Source organism: Rhizorhapis sp. SPR117 (assembly GCF_021742065.1).
Genome location: NZ_JAKKIE010000013.1, coordinates 59,697 through 77,583, shown reverse-complemented (window position 1 = coordinate 77,583; position 17,887 = coordinate 59,697). Strand labels below are relative to the sequence as shown.

The following is a 17,887-nucleotide window of genomic DNA, read 5'->3' as shown; positions in this document are numbered from 1 at the left end:
ACTCCCTACTTGCCGCGTGACGTTCGCTATCCGTTCGCCCTTTCCGTGCAGATACGTCACTTTCGTGTAGTCACCCCAAAAAGTTGGCGCCGACGGCAAGGTTGGCTTTCTCCAACGCCTCGCCGAGCTCGCTGTAGGAAATCCCGTAATTGGTCAGCTTGGTCGGATCGGGTTCGACGACGAAGGTTTTCGCGTAGCCACCGATCGAGTCGATTCCCGCAACGCCCGGCACTGCTTTCAGTTGCGGGCTGACGATCCAGTCCTGCACGGTTCGCAGATAGCCGGCTTTTGCAACCTCGTCGGTGAGCAGGTCGCCTTCAGGCGTGAGATAGCTTCCGTCGGGCTGCCAACCGGGCTGTCCGGCAACCTTCTTAGCACCCTTGCCGTCGGGATTTGTGTAGCCGACGGTGTACATGACGATCTCGCCGAGACCGGTCGTCACCGGCCCGATCTGCGGTTGGACGCCGTCGGGGAGGTTCTCGGTCGCCTGCCGCAGCCGCTCGCCAACCTGTTGCCGGGCGAAATAAAGATCGGTGGACTCCGAGAAGATGGCCGTGACCTGGCTGAACCCGTTACGCGAGAGGGAGCGCGTCGTTTCAAGGCCTGGAATACCGGCGAGTGAAATCTCGACCGGGTAGGTGACGAGCTTCTCGATCTCGACCGGCGACAGGCGCGGATCGACGGTATTGATCTGAACCTGGTTGCTGGTGATGTCGGGTACTGCATCGATCGGGAGCTTGGTCAGCTGCCAAAGGCCGAGGCCGGCGACCGCGAGGAAGATGAACAGAACCGCCCAGCGTGCGCGGACGGCAAGCGCGATGAGATTTGCGATCACGGCTTATTCCTCCTCGCCCGCGCCCTTGCCGAGCTCGGCCTTGAGCAGGAATGCGTTTCTGGTTGCGATCATCTGGCCCGATTTCAGGCCCGAGACGATCTCGACGCGACCGGCACTACGCTGACCGATCGTCACCTTTTGCGCGCGGAAGCCTTCTTTGGTGCGCACGAAGACGACGTCTCGTCCTTCCAGCGATTGGAGAGCATCCTCGGCAATCACGATGGCGCCAGGCGCGCCGCCACCGCTTGGCAGCAGGCGCACGCGCACGGCCAGCCCCGGCTGCAGGCTGCCGGAAACATCCAGCACGGCTGTGGCCGAACGCGTGTCGCCCGCAAGACCGGGCGTAATCGCGCGCACGCGTGCCTCGATCGTGCGGCCATCGGGCAGCTCGACGATCGCCTGATCGCCCGGAGCGAGCCGCTGTGCATCGGTCGGCCCAACCGCAGCCTCGATTTGCACCTTCGACGGGTCGGCGACACGGAACAGCTCGGTTTCCGGTTGCACGAAGGCGCCGAGGCTGACGTTCTCGGCGGTCACCCGTCCGGAAATCGGACTGGCGACAATCGCGCCGCTCCCATCGCCGGTGACATTCGCAGCTCTGGCCGCTACTTGCGCTCGCCGCGCTTCGGCCGCCGCGACGGCAGCCTCCGCCTGCGCCTGCTCATAATCGACGCGAGCGGAAACTTTCTGTTCGTAGAGATGCCGTTCCCGAGCCAGAGTGCGCTGGGCGAGTACCGCGCGCGCGTCGGCCGCCGTCTTTTCCGCTGCGATCTGAGCAGCATCCCTGCTTTGCACGATGGCCAGCGTCTCTCCGGCTTTTACGGGATCGCCGAGCCGCTTGAAGACGCGTGTGACCGCACCGCCAGCGCGCGCCGTGACGATCGCCTCGCCATTCGGTGCCGCAGTCACCGTGGCCTGGGCGAGAATTTCCGAGCCAAGCCCGCCCGCGCGCACTGCTTCTACGGCGATATCGGCTGCCCGGATCGCCTCGGCAGTCATCGGCAGACGGTCGGTGTGAGCTTCGGCGCCTTCTTCCGTCTTTTCGGCATTTGGGGTGTCGGCAGCCGGGTCTGCGGTGCAGCGCGCGACAGAGAAGCCGCCAACCGCCGCGAGCAGCACGGCGCCGGCTACACCACCAAGGAGGCGTTTATCTTGTGTGATCATTCAACATCTCCAAATAGCATGTGGGCTGGCTGCGGCGGCTTGCGCTTCGCTGCGAGCCGTAAGGCGAGGATTGAGGAAGGCGGAAAAACGCAACCTGTCGGATGGAGCGCGGCGCGCGGCATACGGTCGCCATCCGGTTCGGCGAAGATGCCCTCAGCCGGACTGGCCACATGAATGACGACCGTCGGTATCGGCAGGGCGTCGGGGACTATTGAGACAGGCGCGGTCATTGGCCCATGTCCACGTCACTGGCCGCTGCAGCCTGGCGCGCCAACGTGGCCTGGGCTTCCGCCCTGGCGCGCCGCGCCGCTATGAGTTCACCCTGGGCCGAGGCATAAGCCTGCTGCGCGTCGAGCAGTTCGATCAGCGAGGATTTGCCGGCCCGGTAGGACAGCTGCGCGAGGCGCAGGGCTTCACGCGCCTGACCGATGCCGCTTCCTTCGAGGGCGGCCACCCGGGCCTCAGCGGCAACCAGGGCCGCACGTGCGTTGGCGATTTCAGCTTGGGTGTTGGCGAGCACGCTGTCGCGGCGCGCCTCCGCCCCCTGCACGCCCGATCGTGCGGCGGCGACATTGCCCTGATTGCGATCAAAGACGGGAAGTGGCACCGAAAGGCTGGCAATGAGTGCGCGGTCGCCGGTTTCGCGCAATTGGCGCACGCCAACACCGACGGACGGATCGAGCCGGCCTTCCGTGCGCGCCTGGCGCAGCTCGGCATCGGCAATGACCCGTTCCGCTTCGGCAAGGCGTACATCGAGCGTCGCCGTCGCATCGACAATGGCTGGCGGGGCCAGCATGTCGCTCCCGGCGAGCTCTGTAGGAGGAACGTCGACCCCAAGGAGCGCAGCAAGCGAACGGCGGGCGGCTGCCTCATCGGCTTCGGCCGCACGCAGCGCCGCGGTTGCTTGTGCAAGCGCCGCCTCGGCACGCAAACCGCGCAGCGGCGGCTCCTTTCCCGCATCGACCAGCTCGCGTGCGACGCGCGACAGTTCACGTGCCCGGTCTTCATTTTCCCGCGCGAGCGCCAGATTGTCGCGCGCGGCTACGCCAAGCGCGAAGAGATTGCGGATCTGCTGGCCGAGATCGGCGCGAGCGATCGCGAAGCGATATTCCTGGGCGGCGAGTTCGGCCTCGGCCAGCGTCATTCTCGCCTTTCGCCTACCGCCGAGGTCGAGTCTCTGGTTGACCGAAACCGTGGTCTCGGTGCCGTTGAAGCCCGAATAGGGTCCGGTGCCCGCGAAATTCTCGACTTCGACGTCCAGGACTGGATTGAAGCGGAAGCGCGCCTGGCGCAGGCGACCGCGCGCGGCTTCGACGTCGGCGCGGGCTGCGACAAGGGCCGGAGATCTTGCCTCAGCTTCCTCGATCGCGCGGGCGAGTGTCAGGACTGCGGGTAACGGCCCAGTGCGGACCTCGGGCGGGATAGCTGGTGCCGGGGGACCGGCAACCGCCGGGTCCGCCACCTGCGCTGCAGCGGGCGTGGCTGATGTGGCCACAAGCGCCGCAACCATGGCGGACGCAAACAGAACATGCATGTACGAAGAACTCCTGACAAACCGAAGGCGCGCGCCCGGGCTCGGCCGGGCGAAGCTTCAGCTGTCAGGCGATCGGAGGTCGGAAGGTGTCGGAACGGGTCGGCGGAAAGAGGCTTGTGCCGTTTCGTGTCGGCACAGCCTTGACCGATACCACGGGCGCGGGTTCGGGCTTCGCCCCGACCGGAATTCCGACATGGTGACAATGGCAGCCGTGAAAATTGACCGACGCCTTGGAAGGGTCGGACTGGCCGTCGTCACTCTTTTTCGAGAAGTTCTCGCAACCGCCGATAGATGCAACAGCGCTGGCGCCCACGCCCTGTTCAGTTGCGTGCGCCATTGCTCCCGCCGTCACACCGAGGGCGAGGAAAAGACTGAGAATGATGGACAGCCAACGATTCATCGTTTGCGCGTCTAGCCTCTCGTGGATTGTAAAGAAAGAGGATAATTCAACATCCACGAATAATCGCTTGGTATATGGCGCCCGGCGGTCAAAATGTTATGTTGTGACATTGCGTGTCTACCTGTCAGTGCCTTAATTTATTGCAGTACATCCTATTTATTCGGACGGACTGGTAGAACATATTAAGAATACTGCTTATCTGGTTCCGGAAGGATAGATGATCGATCGTATCGTGTGCTTGACGACGGTACTTCGCATGAGGTGTTCGCCTTGTTGCATTGGCGCCATTCTTGAGCGAGCCAGTTCGGCTCTTGCCTGTCGCACGATTTGGAAGCCGCCGCTGATCCCGAGCGCCGCCATCACACTCGCGACAATAAGATCAGGCCACGGCGTGCCCGTACCGAACACGCCAGCGGCGGCGAACACGACGGCCACGTTGCCGATTGCGTCGTTACGCGAGCAGATCCAGACCGAGCGCATATTGGCGTCGCCCGCCCGGAAGCGGTACAGCATCAGCGCGACCGCGCCGTTGGCGACGAGTGCGAGGAGACCTACCCCGCCCATCCATTCGGCCCGCGGCAAGTTTCCGCTCCAAACCGCCCAGATGGTTGTCACCATGACATAGAGGCCGAGAAGTCCGAGCGTCGCGCCTTTGACGAGCGCCGCGCGGGCGCGCCAGACCAGCGCCATGCCGGCCACGCCGAGGCTGATCGCATAATTGGCGGCATCGCCGAAGAAGTCGAGTGCATCGGCCTGAAGCGCCTGCGACTTCGCGGCCAGGCCGACCGCCATCTCGCCTGCGAACATCCCCGCATTGATCCCGAGCGCGATCCAGAGTGCGCGCCGCCAGCGGCGGTCGTTTGGCGCCTGCCTCGCCGCGCAGCATTCCCCACATCCGGCCATGTCGCCTCCTCGGATTCTCGATTCGGCTTTCCATATGCACCTTGTAGCAACTACAAGGTCAAGCAATGACTATCGGATTGACGATCGGCGAACTCGCGCGGCGGACCGGAACCAGGACGGAGACGATCCGCTATTACGAGAAGATCGGCCTGCTTGCGCCGCCTGGGCGCACGGCTGGCAATTACCGCGCCTATGGCGAGGAGGATCTGGCGCGGCTCTCCTTCATTCGGCGCGCCCGCGATCTGGGCTTTTCGATCGGTCAGATCAGGGAGCTACTGGCGCTTTCCGACGACTTGTCGCGCGACTGCGCGACCGTCGACGAGATCGCCTCCGCACATCTTCATGAAATCGACCGCAAGTTGGCGGACCTCGCGGCCTTGCGGCGCGAAATCGCGACGCTAGTGGCATCCTGCCAGGGCGGCACGATCGGCGAATGCCGCATTCTCGAAGCCTTGGCGCCGCGCAATGGCGCTGCCTGACGATCCGCACCTGCCGGGGTCTTCAGGCAAGGCGCGGGCGAAAATCCCACGGACAGTCTGGGCCCTCGGCTTCGTGAGCCTTTTCATGGATGTCTCTTCGGAGATCATCCACGCGCTGCTTCCCCTGTTCATGACCGCCACGCTTGGTCTCAGCGTCGCAATGGTCGGGCTGGTCGATGGCATTGCCGAGGCGACGGCCAATATCGTCAAGATATTCTCGGGCTATGTTTCCGATCGAATCGGCCGGCGCAAGCCGCTCATACTGCTTGGTTATGGACTGGGCGCCTTGTCGAAGCCGTTCTTCCCGCTGGCGAGCGGCGTCGCGTTCATTCTGGGCGCGCGCTTTCTCGATCGGGTCGGAAAGGGACTTCGCGGTGCGCCCCGCGATGCGCTCGTGGCCGATGTCACACCACCAGCCATCCGCGGCCGCGCCTTCGGCTTGCGGCAGTCCCTTGACACGGTCGGCGCGTTTCTGGGGCCGCTTCTCGCCATCCTGCTCATGATCGCCTTTGCCAACAACATGCGGGCGGTCTTCTGGATCGCGGCGATCCCCGCGATCGTTGCCGTCCTCTGCGTGATCTATGGCGTCGAGGATCGCGTCGATGCCAGCGCGGGAACGAGCGCCCGCGCCCCGATCCGGATCGCTGAGCTCAGGCGCCTGGACCGGCGCTATTGGCGCGTTGTCGCGATCGGCGTGCTGTTCACGCTGGCGCGCTTCAGCGAAGCATTCCTGATCCTGAAGGCCAACGCCGAAGGTCTCCCGCTCGCGCTCGCGCCGCTCGTGCTCGTCGCCATGAATCTTGTCTATGCGCTTGGGGCCTATCCGGCCGGCGCAATGTCCGATGCGTTGCCGGCGCGCCACCTGCTGCTGTGGGGTCTTGGCTGCCTTGTCGCGGCGGATCTTGCGCTGGCATTTGCACCGGGCCTGCCTGGAACCTTTGCGGGCATAGCGCTTTGGGGCGGCCATATGGCTCTCACGCAAGGGCTGATGGCAAAGCTCGTTGCTGATCACGCACCGGCAGAACTGCGTGGTTCGGCCTTCGGCCTGTTCAATCTCGCCACTGGCCTCGCACTGCTGTTCGCCAGCGTAATCGCCGGCCTGATTTGGGACCATTTCGGTAACCGGGCAGCGTTCATGGCGGGCGCTAGCTTTGCGGCGGCAGCCTTTCTCGCGATGGTCTTCCGGCAGTCACGCCCGGCAGCTTCATAGCCTTGGGTGACGCTGCCGGTGTGGATCGCGGCACACTGGTCAATCCGTTGCGCGAAACCAGCGGCGCGAGGATTCAAAATTCACAGAGAGCGGAGCCTGGAAAGTCGACGTCAACGATCCAAGCAATTACTCAGCCGCGGCTCCGTGCGCCTCATGTCTTTTATTATAACGAAAGCCGATCCAGAGAACCGCGAGCGCGAGGAGTTGCAGCAGCAGCGGCTGCAACGAGGGGAAGATGCCCAGCACTGATAACCTCGGCACAAGCGCCACCGGCGTGATGTCGATGAGGCCAGCCTCCTGAAGCGCCGCGGTCCCCTTTCCAGCGAGAACCACCGCGAGAACGGCGACGAGGATCGAGCTGTAGGCGAAGAATTTCCCGATCGGCAGCGCGCGGCTGTAGCGGAGCATCGCCCAGGCGACTACCGCAAGCACCGCAACGGCGGTTGCTGCGCCCGCAGCGATCACGCTGCCGCGTCCCTGCGCTGCGAGCGCCGCGAAGAAGAGGATCGTCTCGAACGCCTCGCGGTAGACCACGAGGAAAGCGAGGCCGAACAGGAACCACGCCGAACGGCGCGACAGCGCCTTGCCCAGCGCTTTGTGGATATAGCGTTGCCAGTTCTCGGCCTGCGACTTGCCGTGCATCCAGATCCCGACTGAAACCAGCACGACGGCCGCAAAAAGCGAGCCGAAGCCCTCGGTCAGCTCGCGGCTCGCGCCACTGATCGCGATCGCGTAGGTGGCGACCGCCCAAGTCGCACCGCCGGCGGCAAGCGCCGCGATCCACCCGCCATGGACATAGGGAAGTACCTCGGGACGATCCGCCTTGCGCAGGAACGCGATCATCGCAACGACGATGAGCAGGGCCTCGAGACCCTCGCGCAGCAGGATCGTGAGCGCCCCGATGAATGTCGAGGCATCGCTCGCCGCGTTGGGCGAAAGCACGGTTTCGGCGTCCGCGAACAGACTCTCGATCACGGCCGCTTTCCCGGCAAGGACTTCCGGGGGCACATCGCGTCCAATCGCGGTCCGGAATTCGCCCATCGCGCCTTCGATGCGCGCCATCAGCGTCGCGTCGCGCGCGGTCAGGATCGGCTCCAGCGGCTCGAACCCGTCGAGATAGGCGGAAAGCGCGAGGCGCTCGGCATTGCGCTTGTCCCCTGCACGATAGGCGGCGAGGCTCTGCGCAAGCCGTTCGCGCGCGACCGTAAGCGAGGCGGGAGTGGCCGCGTTCAGCGCCTGCGGGTTGGCACGCAGATAGGCGATGATGGCATTCGCCTTGTCCTGCCCGATCGCCCGGCCGAGTGCGTCGGGCGTCATGCTGGTGAAGGTCTTAAGATCGGGAAAGCGCTGGCGCGCAGCCGGGTCGTCCTTCCAGATGCGCTCGCCGGCAGCGACATCCTTGAAGGCGAAGCCGCCCACATAGGTCGCGAGCGCCCAGCGATCTTCGGACGGCAGATGCGCGAAACTCTGCATGGCCGTACCGTCCAGCCCCTGGTCGATCACCTGATAGAGGGCGAACAGGCTGCGTTTGCGCGCACGCTCGGCATCGGTGAAGGCGATCGGGGGCGGATCCAGCCCTGCGGCCTGCGGACCGTGTCCATCGCCCTTGATACCATGGCAGCTGGCGCAGTTTTCCGCGTAGAGCGCCGCGCCACGGGCCGGATCCGGCGACTTGGCTGGCGCGAGCGGCACCGGATAGGCGGCAAGCAGGTCGCTCGCGAGCGAACGCGCCTTCTGCGCGACAAGATCGGGCGCCGCCTTGGAGCCGATCGCGGCCTGAAGGCTCTCCGCTTCCGCGACCAGACGGGCGCGCTCTGGTTTTCCAGGAAGGGCTGCAAGGCCGCTCCGGATCGTCGCGGAGAATTCGGTCATCTCGGCATATTCCGCCGTGCTGGTGACGCGCCCGTTCGAAACCGCGCCAGCATAATCGACGGCCACATAGTCGAGCAGCCGCCACACGGTCTGGACTTCACCGGCTTCGGCCCGCGCGGAGGTTGGATTCAGCACGATAACGCCAAGGACGGCGAGAAGAACGGTGAGCGAACGAAGATGGAAGAGGACGGCCACGCATTATACTCCGAAAATCAGGTCGCCTGCGCCAGTTCGCGCAGTTCGGCGCGCGCGCCGCCGAGGATCTCGTAGGCGGAATGAAGGAAGAGCACCGCGATCACGGCGGCGACCGTCAGATCGGGCCAGGCGCTGCCCGTCCAGGCGACGAGGCCCGCGGCCACGATCACAGCAACATTGGCGAACGCATCGTTGCGGCTGAACAGCCAGACAGCACGCACATTGGCATCACCTTCCCGGAAGCGCGACAGCACGAACGCCGAAGCGACGTTCACGATGAGCGCGACGAGGCCAAGGCCGCCCATCAGGTCGGCGTCGGGAGCCACCGCGGTCAACGCACGCAAAAGCGCTACCCCGATCACGCCGAGACCCAGCGTGAGGAGAAATATGCCCTGAACGAGCGCAACTCGGGCGCGCGCCGCCGCAGTCCAGCCAAGCGCAATCAGGCCAACAAGTGTGATCGTTCCGTCGCCGATGAAATCGAGCGAATCGGCCTTGAGCGCTTGGCTGTCGGCTATGAACCCGCCGACGATCTCGCAAGCGCCGAAGCCGAGGTTGAGCAGCACGACGATCCAGAGCGCACGGCGATAAGCCGGATCTTTCTCCGCCCGCACGCTGTCGCCGGTGCAGCCACAGCCGCCTGCCTGATCCGAGTCTGCCATGCGCTGCTTCTACAACCTCCAGTAACTGGAGAAGCAAGGGTTTTTGCAATTGGTTCGCGTTATACCAACCCGGGAGTGATAATCCGAAAGAGGCTGATTGCACCTGTGGGCGTCTGGATCATGCATTGAGGTGTCGCTGGCGAGCGCGATAGTCCGGCCAGGATCGCCTCGATTGCACCGTCCACATTGGGCTGGGTATCGGCCACCCCATCCAGGCGCTGGACCGTCAGCCGAAACAGCGCCCGCATCGCAACCGACGGCTGCCGAGCATAGTCGGCGATATGGAGTTCACCGCCCGGCCTGAGCGCCGCCGCCATGGCCGCCAGCCCGCTCTGCTTTCCGGCGATCGGAACCTGATGGAAGACGAGGCTTGATACCGCCTTGTCGAAGCGTTCGCCAAAGTTAGCGACATCGCTTGCGAAGCCTTGTCGCCATTCGATGTCGACGCCCGCTTTCGTCGCCTTTGCCGCGGCACGACCGAGCACCTCCGGATCGGGATCGAGCCCGATGATCCGTGCGCATGGCGCCTTTTGCTTCATCAAGATTGCAAAGCTGCCCGTGCCGCAGCCAACATCGATGATGGTTTCGCAAGATTGCGGTGCTACCTGATCGAGCAGCGCCGAGCGCCATGCGCTCTCGCGGGTCAGCAGCCTTATGGCCAGATCATAGACACCCGTCAGGCGGGAATATCCAAGCGCGGGCGTGAACGGTTTCGGTGCGGACGAAGATTCTCTGGCTCGCGACATCCGTGCATTCTACAATCTCCAGTAACTGGAGGATCAAGTAGTATGATAAAGCGACTGGCAATTGGCGACCTGGCCCGGCAAACCGGCACCAAGGTCAACACCGTTCGCTTCTATGAGGATATTGGCCTGCTCCCGCGCGCCGCCCGCACGGCATCAGGTCGGCGAACCTACAGAGCTTCAGACGTTCGGCGGCTCGCTTTCGTCCGGCAAGGCCGCAGGCTCGGCTTCTCTGTCGAGGAGATCCGTTCGCTCCTTGCGCTTGCCGACGAGCCGGAACGCGATTGTGCAGAAGCTGCGGCAATTGCCCGCCAGCACCTTCGGGATATCGAGATGCGCATCGCACGGCTCGAGACCTTGCGTGATGCGCTGGCGGACGTCGCCGTTTCCTGCGAGGGCGGCCGAGCCCGCGACTGCCGGGTGATCGAAGCCATTGCCGGCGCGGAATTGCCTGCCGAGGCTTGAGCCAGAGAGGATATGTTGAGCCTTGCGGCTGAGCAGGGCATGATCGATCCGTCACCACTGCTCATTACGCCCATGTAGTTGGCAGGCATTGGTTTTTCCTTTTGCGCTGAGCACTATCATGCGCCGCCGCAGCGGAATCGAACCCTCGCTAACGCGGACCATCCGAACTTGACGCAAGCTGGCGAGAAGCAGACAATATTCGCATGAGACGAGCACTCAGAGTCGTGCTGGTCATAGCTGCCCTGCTTGGGCTTTTCGGGCAAACGGTCCCAGTTTCAGCAAGCCCCGCCTTGGCAGCTATTGAGTCTACAGCGTCGCCGGTGATGTCGGCGGACTGCCTTGGAATGATGCAAGGCAGGAGCGACGATTCGGTTCCCTGCGATCAGATGACGCTTGCCTGCATTGTCGGCATGGGTTGCGCCATGCCGTACACATTCGATGTCGGGGAGCCTGTGGTTGCAGAAGCCATCGCCGCCATCGGCGTTCCGGCGTGGCCTTCTACGCCGTCAATGAAGGGACGATCGGTCCCGACCGAGCCCCACCCGCCGAACACCTTGGCCTGATCATTCGCTGGGCGAAGCCTTCCGGAAGCCGAACTGCGCAAAGCGCATCTCCTGCCCCGGCATGGGGCCGCCCGAGACAATCTCAGGTCAAGGAGAAGTTCCATGAAAACTCTTATCTTCGGTGCGGCTGTGGCCGCATTTGCAATGCTCGCCGCAGCACCGGCGCCAGCATCGGCGCAGGCGGACGCCGCGAAACTGGCCACCATCAAATGCGTGTGGTCCCAGGATCCTGGCCCGCGTGCGCCGCTGCGCCGGGTCTGCAAGAAGGTCGCCGACCCGCGCGATCAGATGACAGGGGTCGGCGGACCGGAATGCGATCCGGCCTATACAGGCAAGACCGGCCGCTATGTGTGGCGGTCGCGGCCACAATATGGTCCGCGTGCGCCGTTGCAGGCACCGGTCCGCGTTTGGGTCGACGGGACCGATGTCTGCTGATGGCGTGATGGACGGCAGGGCGCGAACTGCCTCGCCGTCCACCATGGATCGGCGAACATTGCGTGTTCCGAACTTCGGAGTTCTTCGGGAGGCGCTTTTCGGCTCCTCCCGGAGCCTTCGGTGTCCAACTACTGTTTCTGGACGGCCGTCACCTCACCGGCGTTGCCGTTAAGCGCCAGGTCGAAAGTAACCTTGTCGCCGACCTTCACGCTGTCGAGCAGTTCGGGTTTCGCCTTGAACGCCATTGTCATCGCCGGCCAGTCGGCTTCCGCAATGGGGCCATGGTCGAGCGTGATCGTCCCCGCGGACTTGTCGACCGCCGTCACCGTCCCGGTGCCCTTGGCCATCTTCGCGGCACCTGCCATGGGCATCTCCATATTCCCCACGTCGCCTGACATATTACTGGCCATGGCGTCCATCTTGCCGGTCGCTTCGGCAGGCGCATTGGCTGCCGCGTCGTCGGTTTCGGCTTTCTGACCGCAGGCGGCGAGCAGCGCCGCAAGGCCAAGCATCGCCGCGAGTGTGAGAGGTTTCATCGTTTTCTCCTTCAGTGTTGATCGGGTTGAGGGTTGGGTTTGGCATTTCGCTGCCGCATCAGCAGATAGGCGGCGGGGATGACGAACATGGAAAGCAGCGGCGCGGTCAGCATGCCGCCGACCATCGGCGCGGCGATCCGGCTCATCACTTCCGAGCCCGCGCCCGAACCGATGAAGATCGGCAGCAGGCCGGCGATGATCACGGCGACCGTCATCGCCTTGGGGCGTACACGCAGCAGCGCCCCCTCGCGCACCGCTGTTGCGACCTGCTCCGCCGTCGGATTTTCACCGCGATCCGCCAGGGCACTCTTGAGATAGATGAGCATGACGACCCCGAATTCGGCGGCGACACCTGCGAGCGCGATGAACCCGACCCCCGTCGCAACCGACTGATGGTATCCAAGCAGGTAGAGGAGCCAGAAGCCGCCGGTGAGCGCGAACGGCAGCGTGCCCATGATCAGCGTGGCCTCATCGAGCCGGCCGAAGGTCATGAACAGCAGCACGAAGATGATCGCCAGCGTGGCGGGCACGACGATTTTCAGCCGTTCGGTTGCGCGTTCCAGATATTCGAACTGGCCCGACCAGGCGATCGAGACGCCGGGCGAGAGTTTGACATCCTTCGCCACCGCAGCCCTGAGATCATCGACAACCGAGGCGAGGTCACGTCCGCGCACATCGACATAGACCCAGGTCGAGAGCCGGCCGTTCTCAGTCTTCAACATGGGTGGTCCATCGGTCACTTTGAGCCCAGCCATTGTGCCGAGCGTGATCTGCTGACCCGAAGGCGTGAGGATGGGCAGCGCCCGCAGTTCGCCGAGGCTGTCGCGGATTTCGCGGGGATAGCGCACGTTGATCGGATAGCGCGCCAGCCCTTCGACCGTCTGGCCGATATTTTTGCCGCCGATCGCGCCCGAGACGATTTCCTGCACATCGGCGATGTTAAGAGAGAAGCGGGCCGCAGCGGCGCGGTCGATGGTCACATCGACATAGCGCCCCCCGGTCAGTCGCTCGGCAAGGGCAGAACTGACGCCAGGCGTCTTTTTGGCTACCGTCTCTACATCATGGGCAATGCGATCGAGCTCGGCAAGATCGGGCCCAGAAACCTTGACCCCGATTGGGCTCTTGATGCCGGTTGCGAGCATGTCGATGCGGTTGCGGATCGGCGGGATCCAGATATTGGCAAGGCCGGGCACCTTCACCGCACGGTCGAGTTCCTCCACCAGCTTCTCGGGTGTCATCCCCGGCCGCCACTGATCGCGCGGTTTGAAGCGAATGGTGGTCTCGAACATTTCGAGCGGGGCGGGATCGGTCGCACTCTCGGCGCGCCCCGCCTTGCCGAACACACTTTCCACCTCGGGCACGCTCTTGATCATCCGGTCGGTCTGCTGGAGCAGCGCGGATGCCTTGGCGGCGGACAGGCCCGGCAGTGCCGATGGCATGTAGAGCAAATCGCCTTCGTTCATCGCGGGCAAAAATTCTCCGCCGAGGCGTGAAAGCGGCCAGACCGTGGTTGCGAGAACCAGCGCGGCGATGATGAGCGTTGCCTTGGGCCGCTTCAGAACCCAGTCGATCGCCGGGCGATAGGCGCGTGTCAGAACCCGGTTGACCGGGTTGGCCTGTTCGGACGGGATTTTCCCTCGGATCAGCCAGCCCATCAGCACCGGCACCAGCGTCGCCGACAGGATCGCGGCGGCGGCCATCGCATAGGTCTTGGTGAAGGCGAGCGGCGAAAACAGCCGCCCCTCCTGCGCCTGGAGCGTGAATATGGGCACGAAGGACAGCGTGATGATCAGCAGCGAGAAGAACAGCGCCGGGCCAACCTCCATCGCGGCTTCGGTAATGACGATCCAACGCTTCGTTCCATCAAGATGTTCGTCCGGATGATCGGCCTCCCAGCGCTCGATCTTCTTGTGCGCGTTCTCGATCATCACGATCGCGGCATCGACCATCGCGCCGATCGCGATGGCGATGCCGCCCAGCGACATGATATTGGCATTAACGCCCTGGAAGCGCATCACGATGAAGGCGGCGAGCACACCAAGCGGCAGCGTCACGATCGCTACCAGGGCAGAGCGCACGTGCCAGAGGAACAATGCGCAGACCAGCGCAACCACGACGAACTCCTCGGCGAGCTTGTGCGTCAGATTCTCGATGGCATGGTCGATGAGCTGCGAGCGGTCATAGGTGGTGACGATCTCGACGCCCGGTGGCAGACTCTTCTTCAAGTCCTCGAGTTTTGCCTGAACAGCAGAAATCGCGCTGCGCGCGTCCGCGCCCTGGCGCAGCACGACGATGCCGCCGGCCACTTCGCCCTCGCCATCGAGCTCGGCGATACCGCGCCGGATTTCAGGGCCGAGCTGAATCGTCGCGACGTCGCCTAGGGTTACGGGCACGCCGCCGGCGGCCGTGCGCAGCGGGATGGCGCGGAAGTCGTTGAGCGATTGCAGATAGCCCGAGGCGCGGACCATATATTCGGCCTCGGCCAGCTCCAACACCGAGCCGCCCGTTTCCTGATTGGCGCGCCGGATCGCCTCCACCGCCTGGCTGTGCGTGATGCCGTAGCCGGCCAGCTTCACCGGATCGAGCACCACCTGATACTGCTTCACCATGCCGCCGACGCTGGCGACCTCGGCGATGCCGGGAATGGTTTTTAGTTCATAGCGAAGGAACCAGTCCTGCAGAGAGCGGAGCTGGGACAGATCGTTGCGTCCTGTCCGATCAACCAGCGCATATTCATAGATCCAGCCAACGCCGGTCGCATCGGGTCCGATGGCGCTTTTGGCCGTCTCCGGCAGCCCGCCCTGCACCTGATTGAGATATTCGAGCACGCGGCTGCGCGCCCAATAGAGGTCGGTGCCATCCTCGAAGATCACATAGACGAAACTGTCGCCGAAGAAACTGTAGCCCCGCACCGTCTTGGCACCCGGCACCGAGAGCATGGTGGTGGCAAGCGGATAGGTGACCTGGTCCTCGACGATGCGGGGAGCCTGCCCCGGATAGTTCGTCCGGATGATGACCTGTGTGTCCGACAGGTCCGGCAGCGCGTCAATGGGTGTGGTTCGCACCGCCCAGAGCCCGGCGAAAACGAGCACCAGTGCGCCCAGGACTACGAAGAAGCGGTTCTGGACCGACCAATGGATGAGCCGGGCGATCATTGGCCCGTCTCCCGCGTCATCAAGCGCACCGTTGGGCCTTCGGGCGGCTGATCGAAGGTGAAGCGCACCCTGTCACCCACCTTGAACCCGCGCGCTGCTGCAAGATCGGCAAGCCGGAAGCGCATGGTCATGGACGGCCAGTTCAAGGCAGCGACGGGGCCGTGGTTCAACGTGACGCTGTCCCGCGCGATCTTCTCGATCCGTCCGCTCGCCGTATAGGTCTTCGGCTTGGCTGCCTGGGGCGACGGTGCACCACCGATCGGCCGCACGTCCATTCCCGACAGGCTGGCCTCGGAATCGATGAGGAACTGCCCTGAAGTAATGACCTTCTCGCCCTCGGAAAGCCCGGCGAGGATTTCGGTCTGGCCGTCCGCCTCCAGGCCGGTCTTCACTTCGGCTGGCTGATAGCGACCCTTGTCCAGCGCGAGCATCACCAGCGCACGCTTCCCGGTGCGGATGACCGCCTCGGACGGAACGAGCAGCGCGGAACGTGGCGCGCCTGCGAAGTTCACGGTCGCGAACATGCCTGGCCGCAACCGTCCCCCACGATTGGCAAGCTCGATGCGCGCGGTGATAGTCCGGCTTTCGGTCTGCGCCTGCGGGAGGATCGCGCGCACCTGCCCCGGGAATGTCTCGCCGGGAAAGGCTGTCAGGATCGCCGTAACGGGTCTGCCGGGCCGTGCCTGCGCCGCCATCGCTTCGGGCACGGCGGCGTCAAGCCAGACCGTGCCGAGCCCATTGACCTCGGCGAGCGTCTGGCCGGCCATCACGCTCATGCCCGGCCGGACGGCCAGGGACTTGATCGTGCCGGCAATGGGCGAGGCAATGGTGATGACGGTGCGGGGCCTTCCACTCCGTTCGACCGCTGCGATGGTGGACGGCGGCATGCCCAGCAAGACCAGCCGCTGCCGCGCGGCGCTGGCGAGCGCCTGGTCGCCCGTGCGGCGCACGGCGAGATACTCTTCCTGCGCGCCGCCCCAATCGGGAATGAGGAGATCGACGAGCGGTGCGCCCGCGCCGATCACGTCGTCGGGCGCGCGGTTATAGGTGCCCTGGACAAAGCCGCTCGCACGCGGCTGGACGATGGCGATGTCACGTTCGTTGTAACCGATCGTGCCGGTGACAGTCAGGCCGCTACCCAGCGTTCCGCGATGCGCCTCGGCGGTGCGCAACCCCAGGCTCTGGACCAGCGCGGGATCGATGCGCACGCCTGCCTCATCGCCTGCCTCACCGGCATATTTGGGGACGAGCTCCATGTCCATGAACGGCGATTTGCCCGGCTTGTCGAAATGCTGGCCGGGAACCATCGGGTCGTACCAGTAGAGCACCTTGCGATCGCCTTGCGTCGCCTCGGTTGTCGGTTCGTCGCCGCCAAATGAGGCAATTCCGTAACCGGCGCCCCCGGCGATAAGGGCGAGCACCGCAGCTGCAAGCGTGAGTTGCTTGCGGGATGAGAGTTCCAGTTTCATTGACTGCCTCCATAGGTCAGTACCAGACGCGTCGCGTGACGGGCCACGGCGGCTTCGCGATCGAGCGTGTCGAGTTCGGTACTGGCAAGGCTGGCCTCCGCCTCGACGACATCGAGAAGCCCTGCGCGGCCAGCGGCATAGCTTGCCGTCTCAAGCGCCGCCTTCTTGCGCGCCAACGGCAGTAGTGTGTCGCGCGCCCGCATCCATTGCTCATGGTGCATGTGATGCTCTACAAGGCCTGCTTTCAGATTTGCCTCCAGGGCACGCTGAACATCCTCCTGCTCGGCGCGCGCCGCCGCCGCCTCGGAAGCGGCCGCCTCGATCCGTGGATTCTGACGCCGGCCGGGAAAAATAGGCAGTGTCATGGTCGCGCCGACCGACACCATGTTGCCGAATTGCGGATCGCGTCGCTGAAAGGCGACATTGAACCCCCAGTCGGGGCGCTTTTCCGCACGCGCCAGTTCTGTATCTGCCTGCGCTTGCCGGACCTTCGCTCCTGCCATTTGCAGGTCGGGATGCTGCGCCAGGCTGGCGCGCAGTTCCGCCGGCGTCACGACAAGCTGTGGGGCCGGGCCGACAGCCTCAGGATCGTCGTCGCCCGTCCAGCGGGAGAGCTCCGCTCGGGCGCTGCCGACCTCGGCCTCGATTGCGCTGCGTCGGTCTTCCAGTTCGACCAACGCTCGCTCTGCGTCGAGGCTCTGCCCCGGTCGCGCGGAACCCGAGGCAACCGCAGAAGGTGAGGTGGAGACCAGCGGACGCAACTCCCCCAGAATTCTGTCCATCGTGTCGAGACGTCTTTGGGCGTAGGCGAGATCGATCCACGCCGCTGCCGTTGCGACCCTGACTTGCAACAGTGTAACCGCGCTTTGCGCATCGGCTGCCGTGATATCGGCGCGCGCGCGGCCCTGCGCGGCGTGCCGCTTGGCAAGGTTGGGAACCTCCTGCTCGATGCCTATCCGCTCCATCGTCATGTTCTCTCTGGTGAGACTGAAGGCGGGCGGACCGGAGACGGGGAAATTATCTATGCCAACCCCGAGCTTCGGATCGGGCAATTGGCCCGCGGCCGTGGCGCTCGACCGGCGCGCTTCCACTTCGAACGCTCTCGCATGAAGCGACGGTGCCTCTCGCGACGCACGCTCCAGCGCTGCATCGAAGGTCAGCGGCTCAGCCAGCGCAGCTCCCGGGACCGCCGCAAGCAGCGGCGCCAAAACTATCATTCGCATGAATTTCTCCTGAGTGGCAGCAACCAGACCGATTTCCAAATACA

16 protein-coding genes and 1 pseudogene are annotated in these 17,887 nt (G+C 64.4%); 5 read left to right on the top strand and 12 right to left on the bottom strand.

Translation table 11 applies throughout. The features are described from left to right. Nucleotides 1–79: 79 nt before the first annotated feature. From L3X40_RS07395 to L3X40_RS07375, 5 genes and pseudogenes are all read right to left on the bottom strand, one after another. Nucleotides 80–835, bottom strand: a pseudogene (locus L3X40_RS07395) (efflux RND transporter permease subunit); the annotation flags it as partial. 3 nt (nucleotides 836–838) lie between these two features. Then, nucleotides 839–1,999 carry an efflux RND transporter periplasmic adaptor subunit gene (locus tag L3X40_RS07390; protein WP_237365058.1) on the bottom strand — a complete coding sequence of 387 codons (1,161 nt, stop codon included), beginning with the start codon at nucleotides 1,997–1,999 and terminating at the stop codon, nucleotides 839–841. 226 nt (nucleotides 2,000–2,225) lie between these two features. Further along, complete coding sequence (locus tag L3X40_RS07385; protein ID WP_237365057.1) at nucleotides 2,226–3,533, bottom strand: TolC family protein; 1,308 nt, start codon at nucleotides 3,531–3,533, stop codon at nucleotides 2,226–2,228. Nucleotides 3,534–3,597: 64 nt separating this feature from the next. After that, a complete protein-coding gene (locus tag L3X40_RS07380; RefSeq protein ID WP_237365056.1) occupies nucleotides 3,598–3,933 on the bottom strand; it encodes a hypothetical protein in 336 nt (111 codons plus the stop codon). Nucleotides 3,934–4,128: 195 nt separating this feature from the next. Continuing rightward, nucleotides 4,129–4,836 (bottom strand): cation transporter, encoded by a 708-nt coding sequence (locus tag L3X40_RS07375; RefSeq protein ID WP_237365055.1) that lies wholly within the window; start codon nucleotides 4,834–4,836, stop codon nucleotides 4,129–4,131. A gap of 65 nt (nucleotides 4,837–4,901) precedes the next feature. Between L3X40_RS07375 and L3X40_RS07370 the strand changes: the two genes are divergently transcribed. Further along, nucleotides 4,902–5,315 carry a MerR family transcriptional regulator gene (locus tag L3X40_RS07370; RefSeq protein ID WP_237365054.1) on the top strand — a complete coding sequence of 138 codons (414 nt, stop codon included), beginning with the start codon at nucleotides 4,902–4,904 and terminating at the stop codon, nucleotides 5,313–5,315. Further along, nucleotides 5,302–6,525, top strand: coding sequence for an MFS transporter (locus L3X40_RS07365; RefSeq protein ID WP_237365053.1), 1,224 nt, complete (start codon nucleotides 5,302–5,304; stop codon nucleotides 6,523–6,525). Before L3X40_RS07370 ends, L3X40_RS07365 begins: the two co-directional genes overlap by 14 nt. 126 nt (nucleotides 6,526–6,651) lie before the next feature. On the opposite strand, the gene L3X40_RS07360 is transcribed toward L3X40_RS07365, so the two are convergent. The 3 genes from L3X40_RS07360 to L3X40_RS07350 are packed head-to-tail and all read right to left on the bottom strand — an operon-like array spanning nucleotide 6,652 to nucleotide 10,000. Further along, a complete protein-coding gene (locus L3X40_RS07360) occupies nucleotides 6,652–8,592 on the bottom strand; it encodes an FTR1 family protein (RefSeq protein ID WP_237365052.1) in 1,941 nt (646 codons plus the stop codon). Between the two features lie 17 nt (nucleotides 8,593–8,609). Beyond that, nucleotides 8,610–9,254 carry a cation transporter gene (locus L3X40_RS07355; protein ID WP_237365051.1) on the bottom strand — a complete coding sequence of 215 codons (645 nt, stop codon included), beginning with the start codon at nucleotides 9,252–9,254 and terminating at the stop codon, nucleotides 8,610–8,612. Nucleotides 9,255–9,313: 59 nt separating this feature from the next. Further along, on the bottom strand, nucleotides 9,314–10,000 hold the full coding sequence (locus L3X40_RS07350; RefSeq protein WP_237365050.1) for a class I SAM-dependent methyltransferase: 687 nt from the start codon (nucleotides 9,998–10,000) through the stop codon (nucleotides 9,314–9,316). A gap of 42 nt (nucleotides 10,001–10,042) precedes the next feature. On the opposite strand from L3X40_RS07350, the gene L3X40_RS07345 reads away from it, so the two are divergent. From L3X40_RS07345 to L3X40_RS07335, 3 genes are all read left to right on the top strand, one after another. Beyond that, on the top strand, nucleotides 10,043–10,462 hold the full coding sequence (locus tag L3X40_RS07345; protein ID WP_237365049.1) for a MerR family transcriptional regulator: 420 nt from the start codon (nucleotides 10,043–10,045) through the stop codon (nucleotides 10,460–10,462). Nucleotides 10,463–10,752: 290 nt separating this feature from the next. Further along, nucleotides 10,753–11,025 (top strand): hypothetical protein, encoded by a 273-nt coding sequence (locus L3X40_RS07340; RefSeq protein ID WP_237365048.1) that lies wholly within the window; start codon nucleotides 10,753–10,755, stop codon nucleotides 11,023–11,025. Between the two features lie 102 nt (nucleotides 11,026–11,127). Next, nucleotides 11,128–11,460 (top strand): hypothetical protein, encoded by a 333-nt coding sequence (locus L3X40_RS07335; RefSeq protein WP_237365047.1) that lies wholly within the window; start codon nucleotides 11,128–11,130, stop codon nucleotides 11,458–11,460. Nucleotides 11,461–11,588: 128 nt separating this feature from the next. On the opposite strand, the gene L3X40_RS07330 is transcribed toward L3X40_RS07335, so the two are convergent. From L3X40_RS07330 to L3X40_RS07315, 4 genes are read right to left on the bottom strand one after another with little or no spacing between them, the layout of a single operon-like run. After that, nucleotides 11,589–11,996: a copper-binding protein gene (locus tag L3X40_RS07330; protein ID WP_237365046.1), complete on the bottom strand. Its 408-nt coding sequence runs from the start codon at nucleotides 11,994–11,996 to the stop codon at nucleotides 11,589–11,591. An 11-nt stretch (nucleotides 11,997–12,007) separates the two neighbouring features. Beyond that, nucleotides 12,008–15,151, bottom strand: a complete 3,144-nt coding sequence (locus L3X40_RS07325) for an efflux RND transporter permease subunit (protein ID WP_237365045.1) — start codon at nucleotides 15,149–15,151, stop codon at nucleotides 12,008–12,010. After that, nucleotides 15,148–16,620: an efflux RND transporter periplasmic adaptor subunit gene (locus tag L3X40_RS07320; protein WP_237365044.1), complete on the bottom strand. Its 1,473-nt coding sequence runs from the start codon at nucleotides 16,618–16,620 to the stop codon at nucleotides 15,148–15,150. Before L3X40_RS07320 ends, L3X40_RS07325 begins: the two co-directional genes overlap by 4 nt. After that, a complete protein-coding gene (locus L3X40_RS07315; RefSeq protein WP_237365043.1) occupies nucleotides 16,617–17,843 on the bottom strand; it encodes a TolC family protein in 1,227 nt (408 codons plus the stop codon). Before L3X40_RS07315 ends, L3X40_RS07320 begins: the two co-directional genes overlap by 4 nt. Nucleotides 17,844–17,887 lie beyond the last annotated feature (44 nt).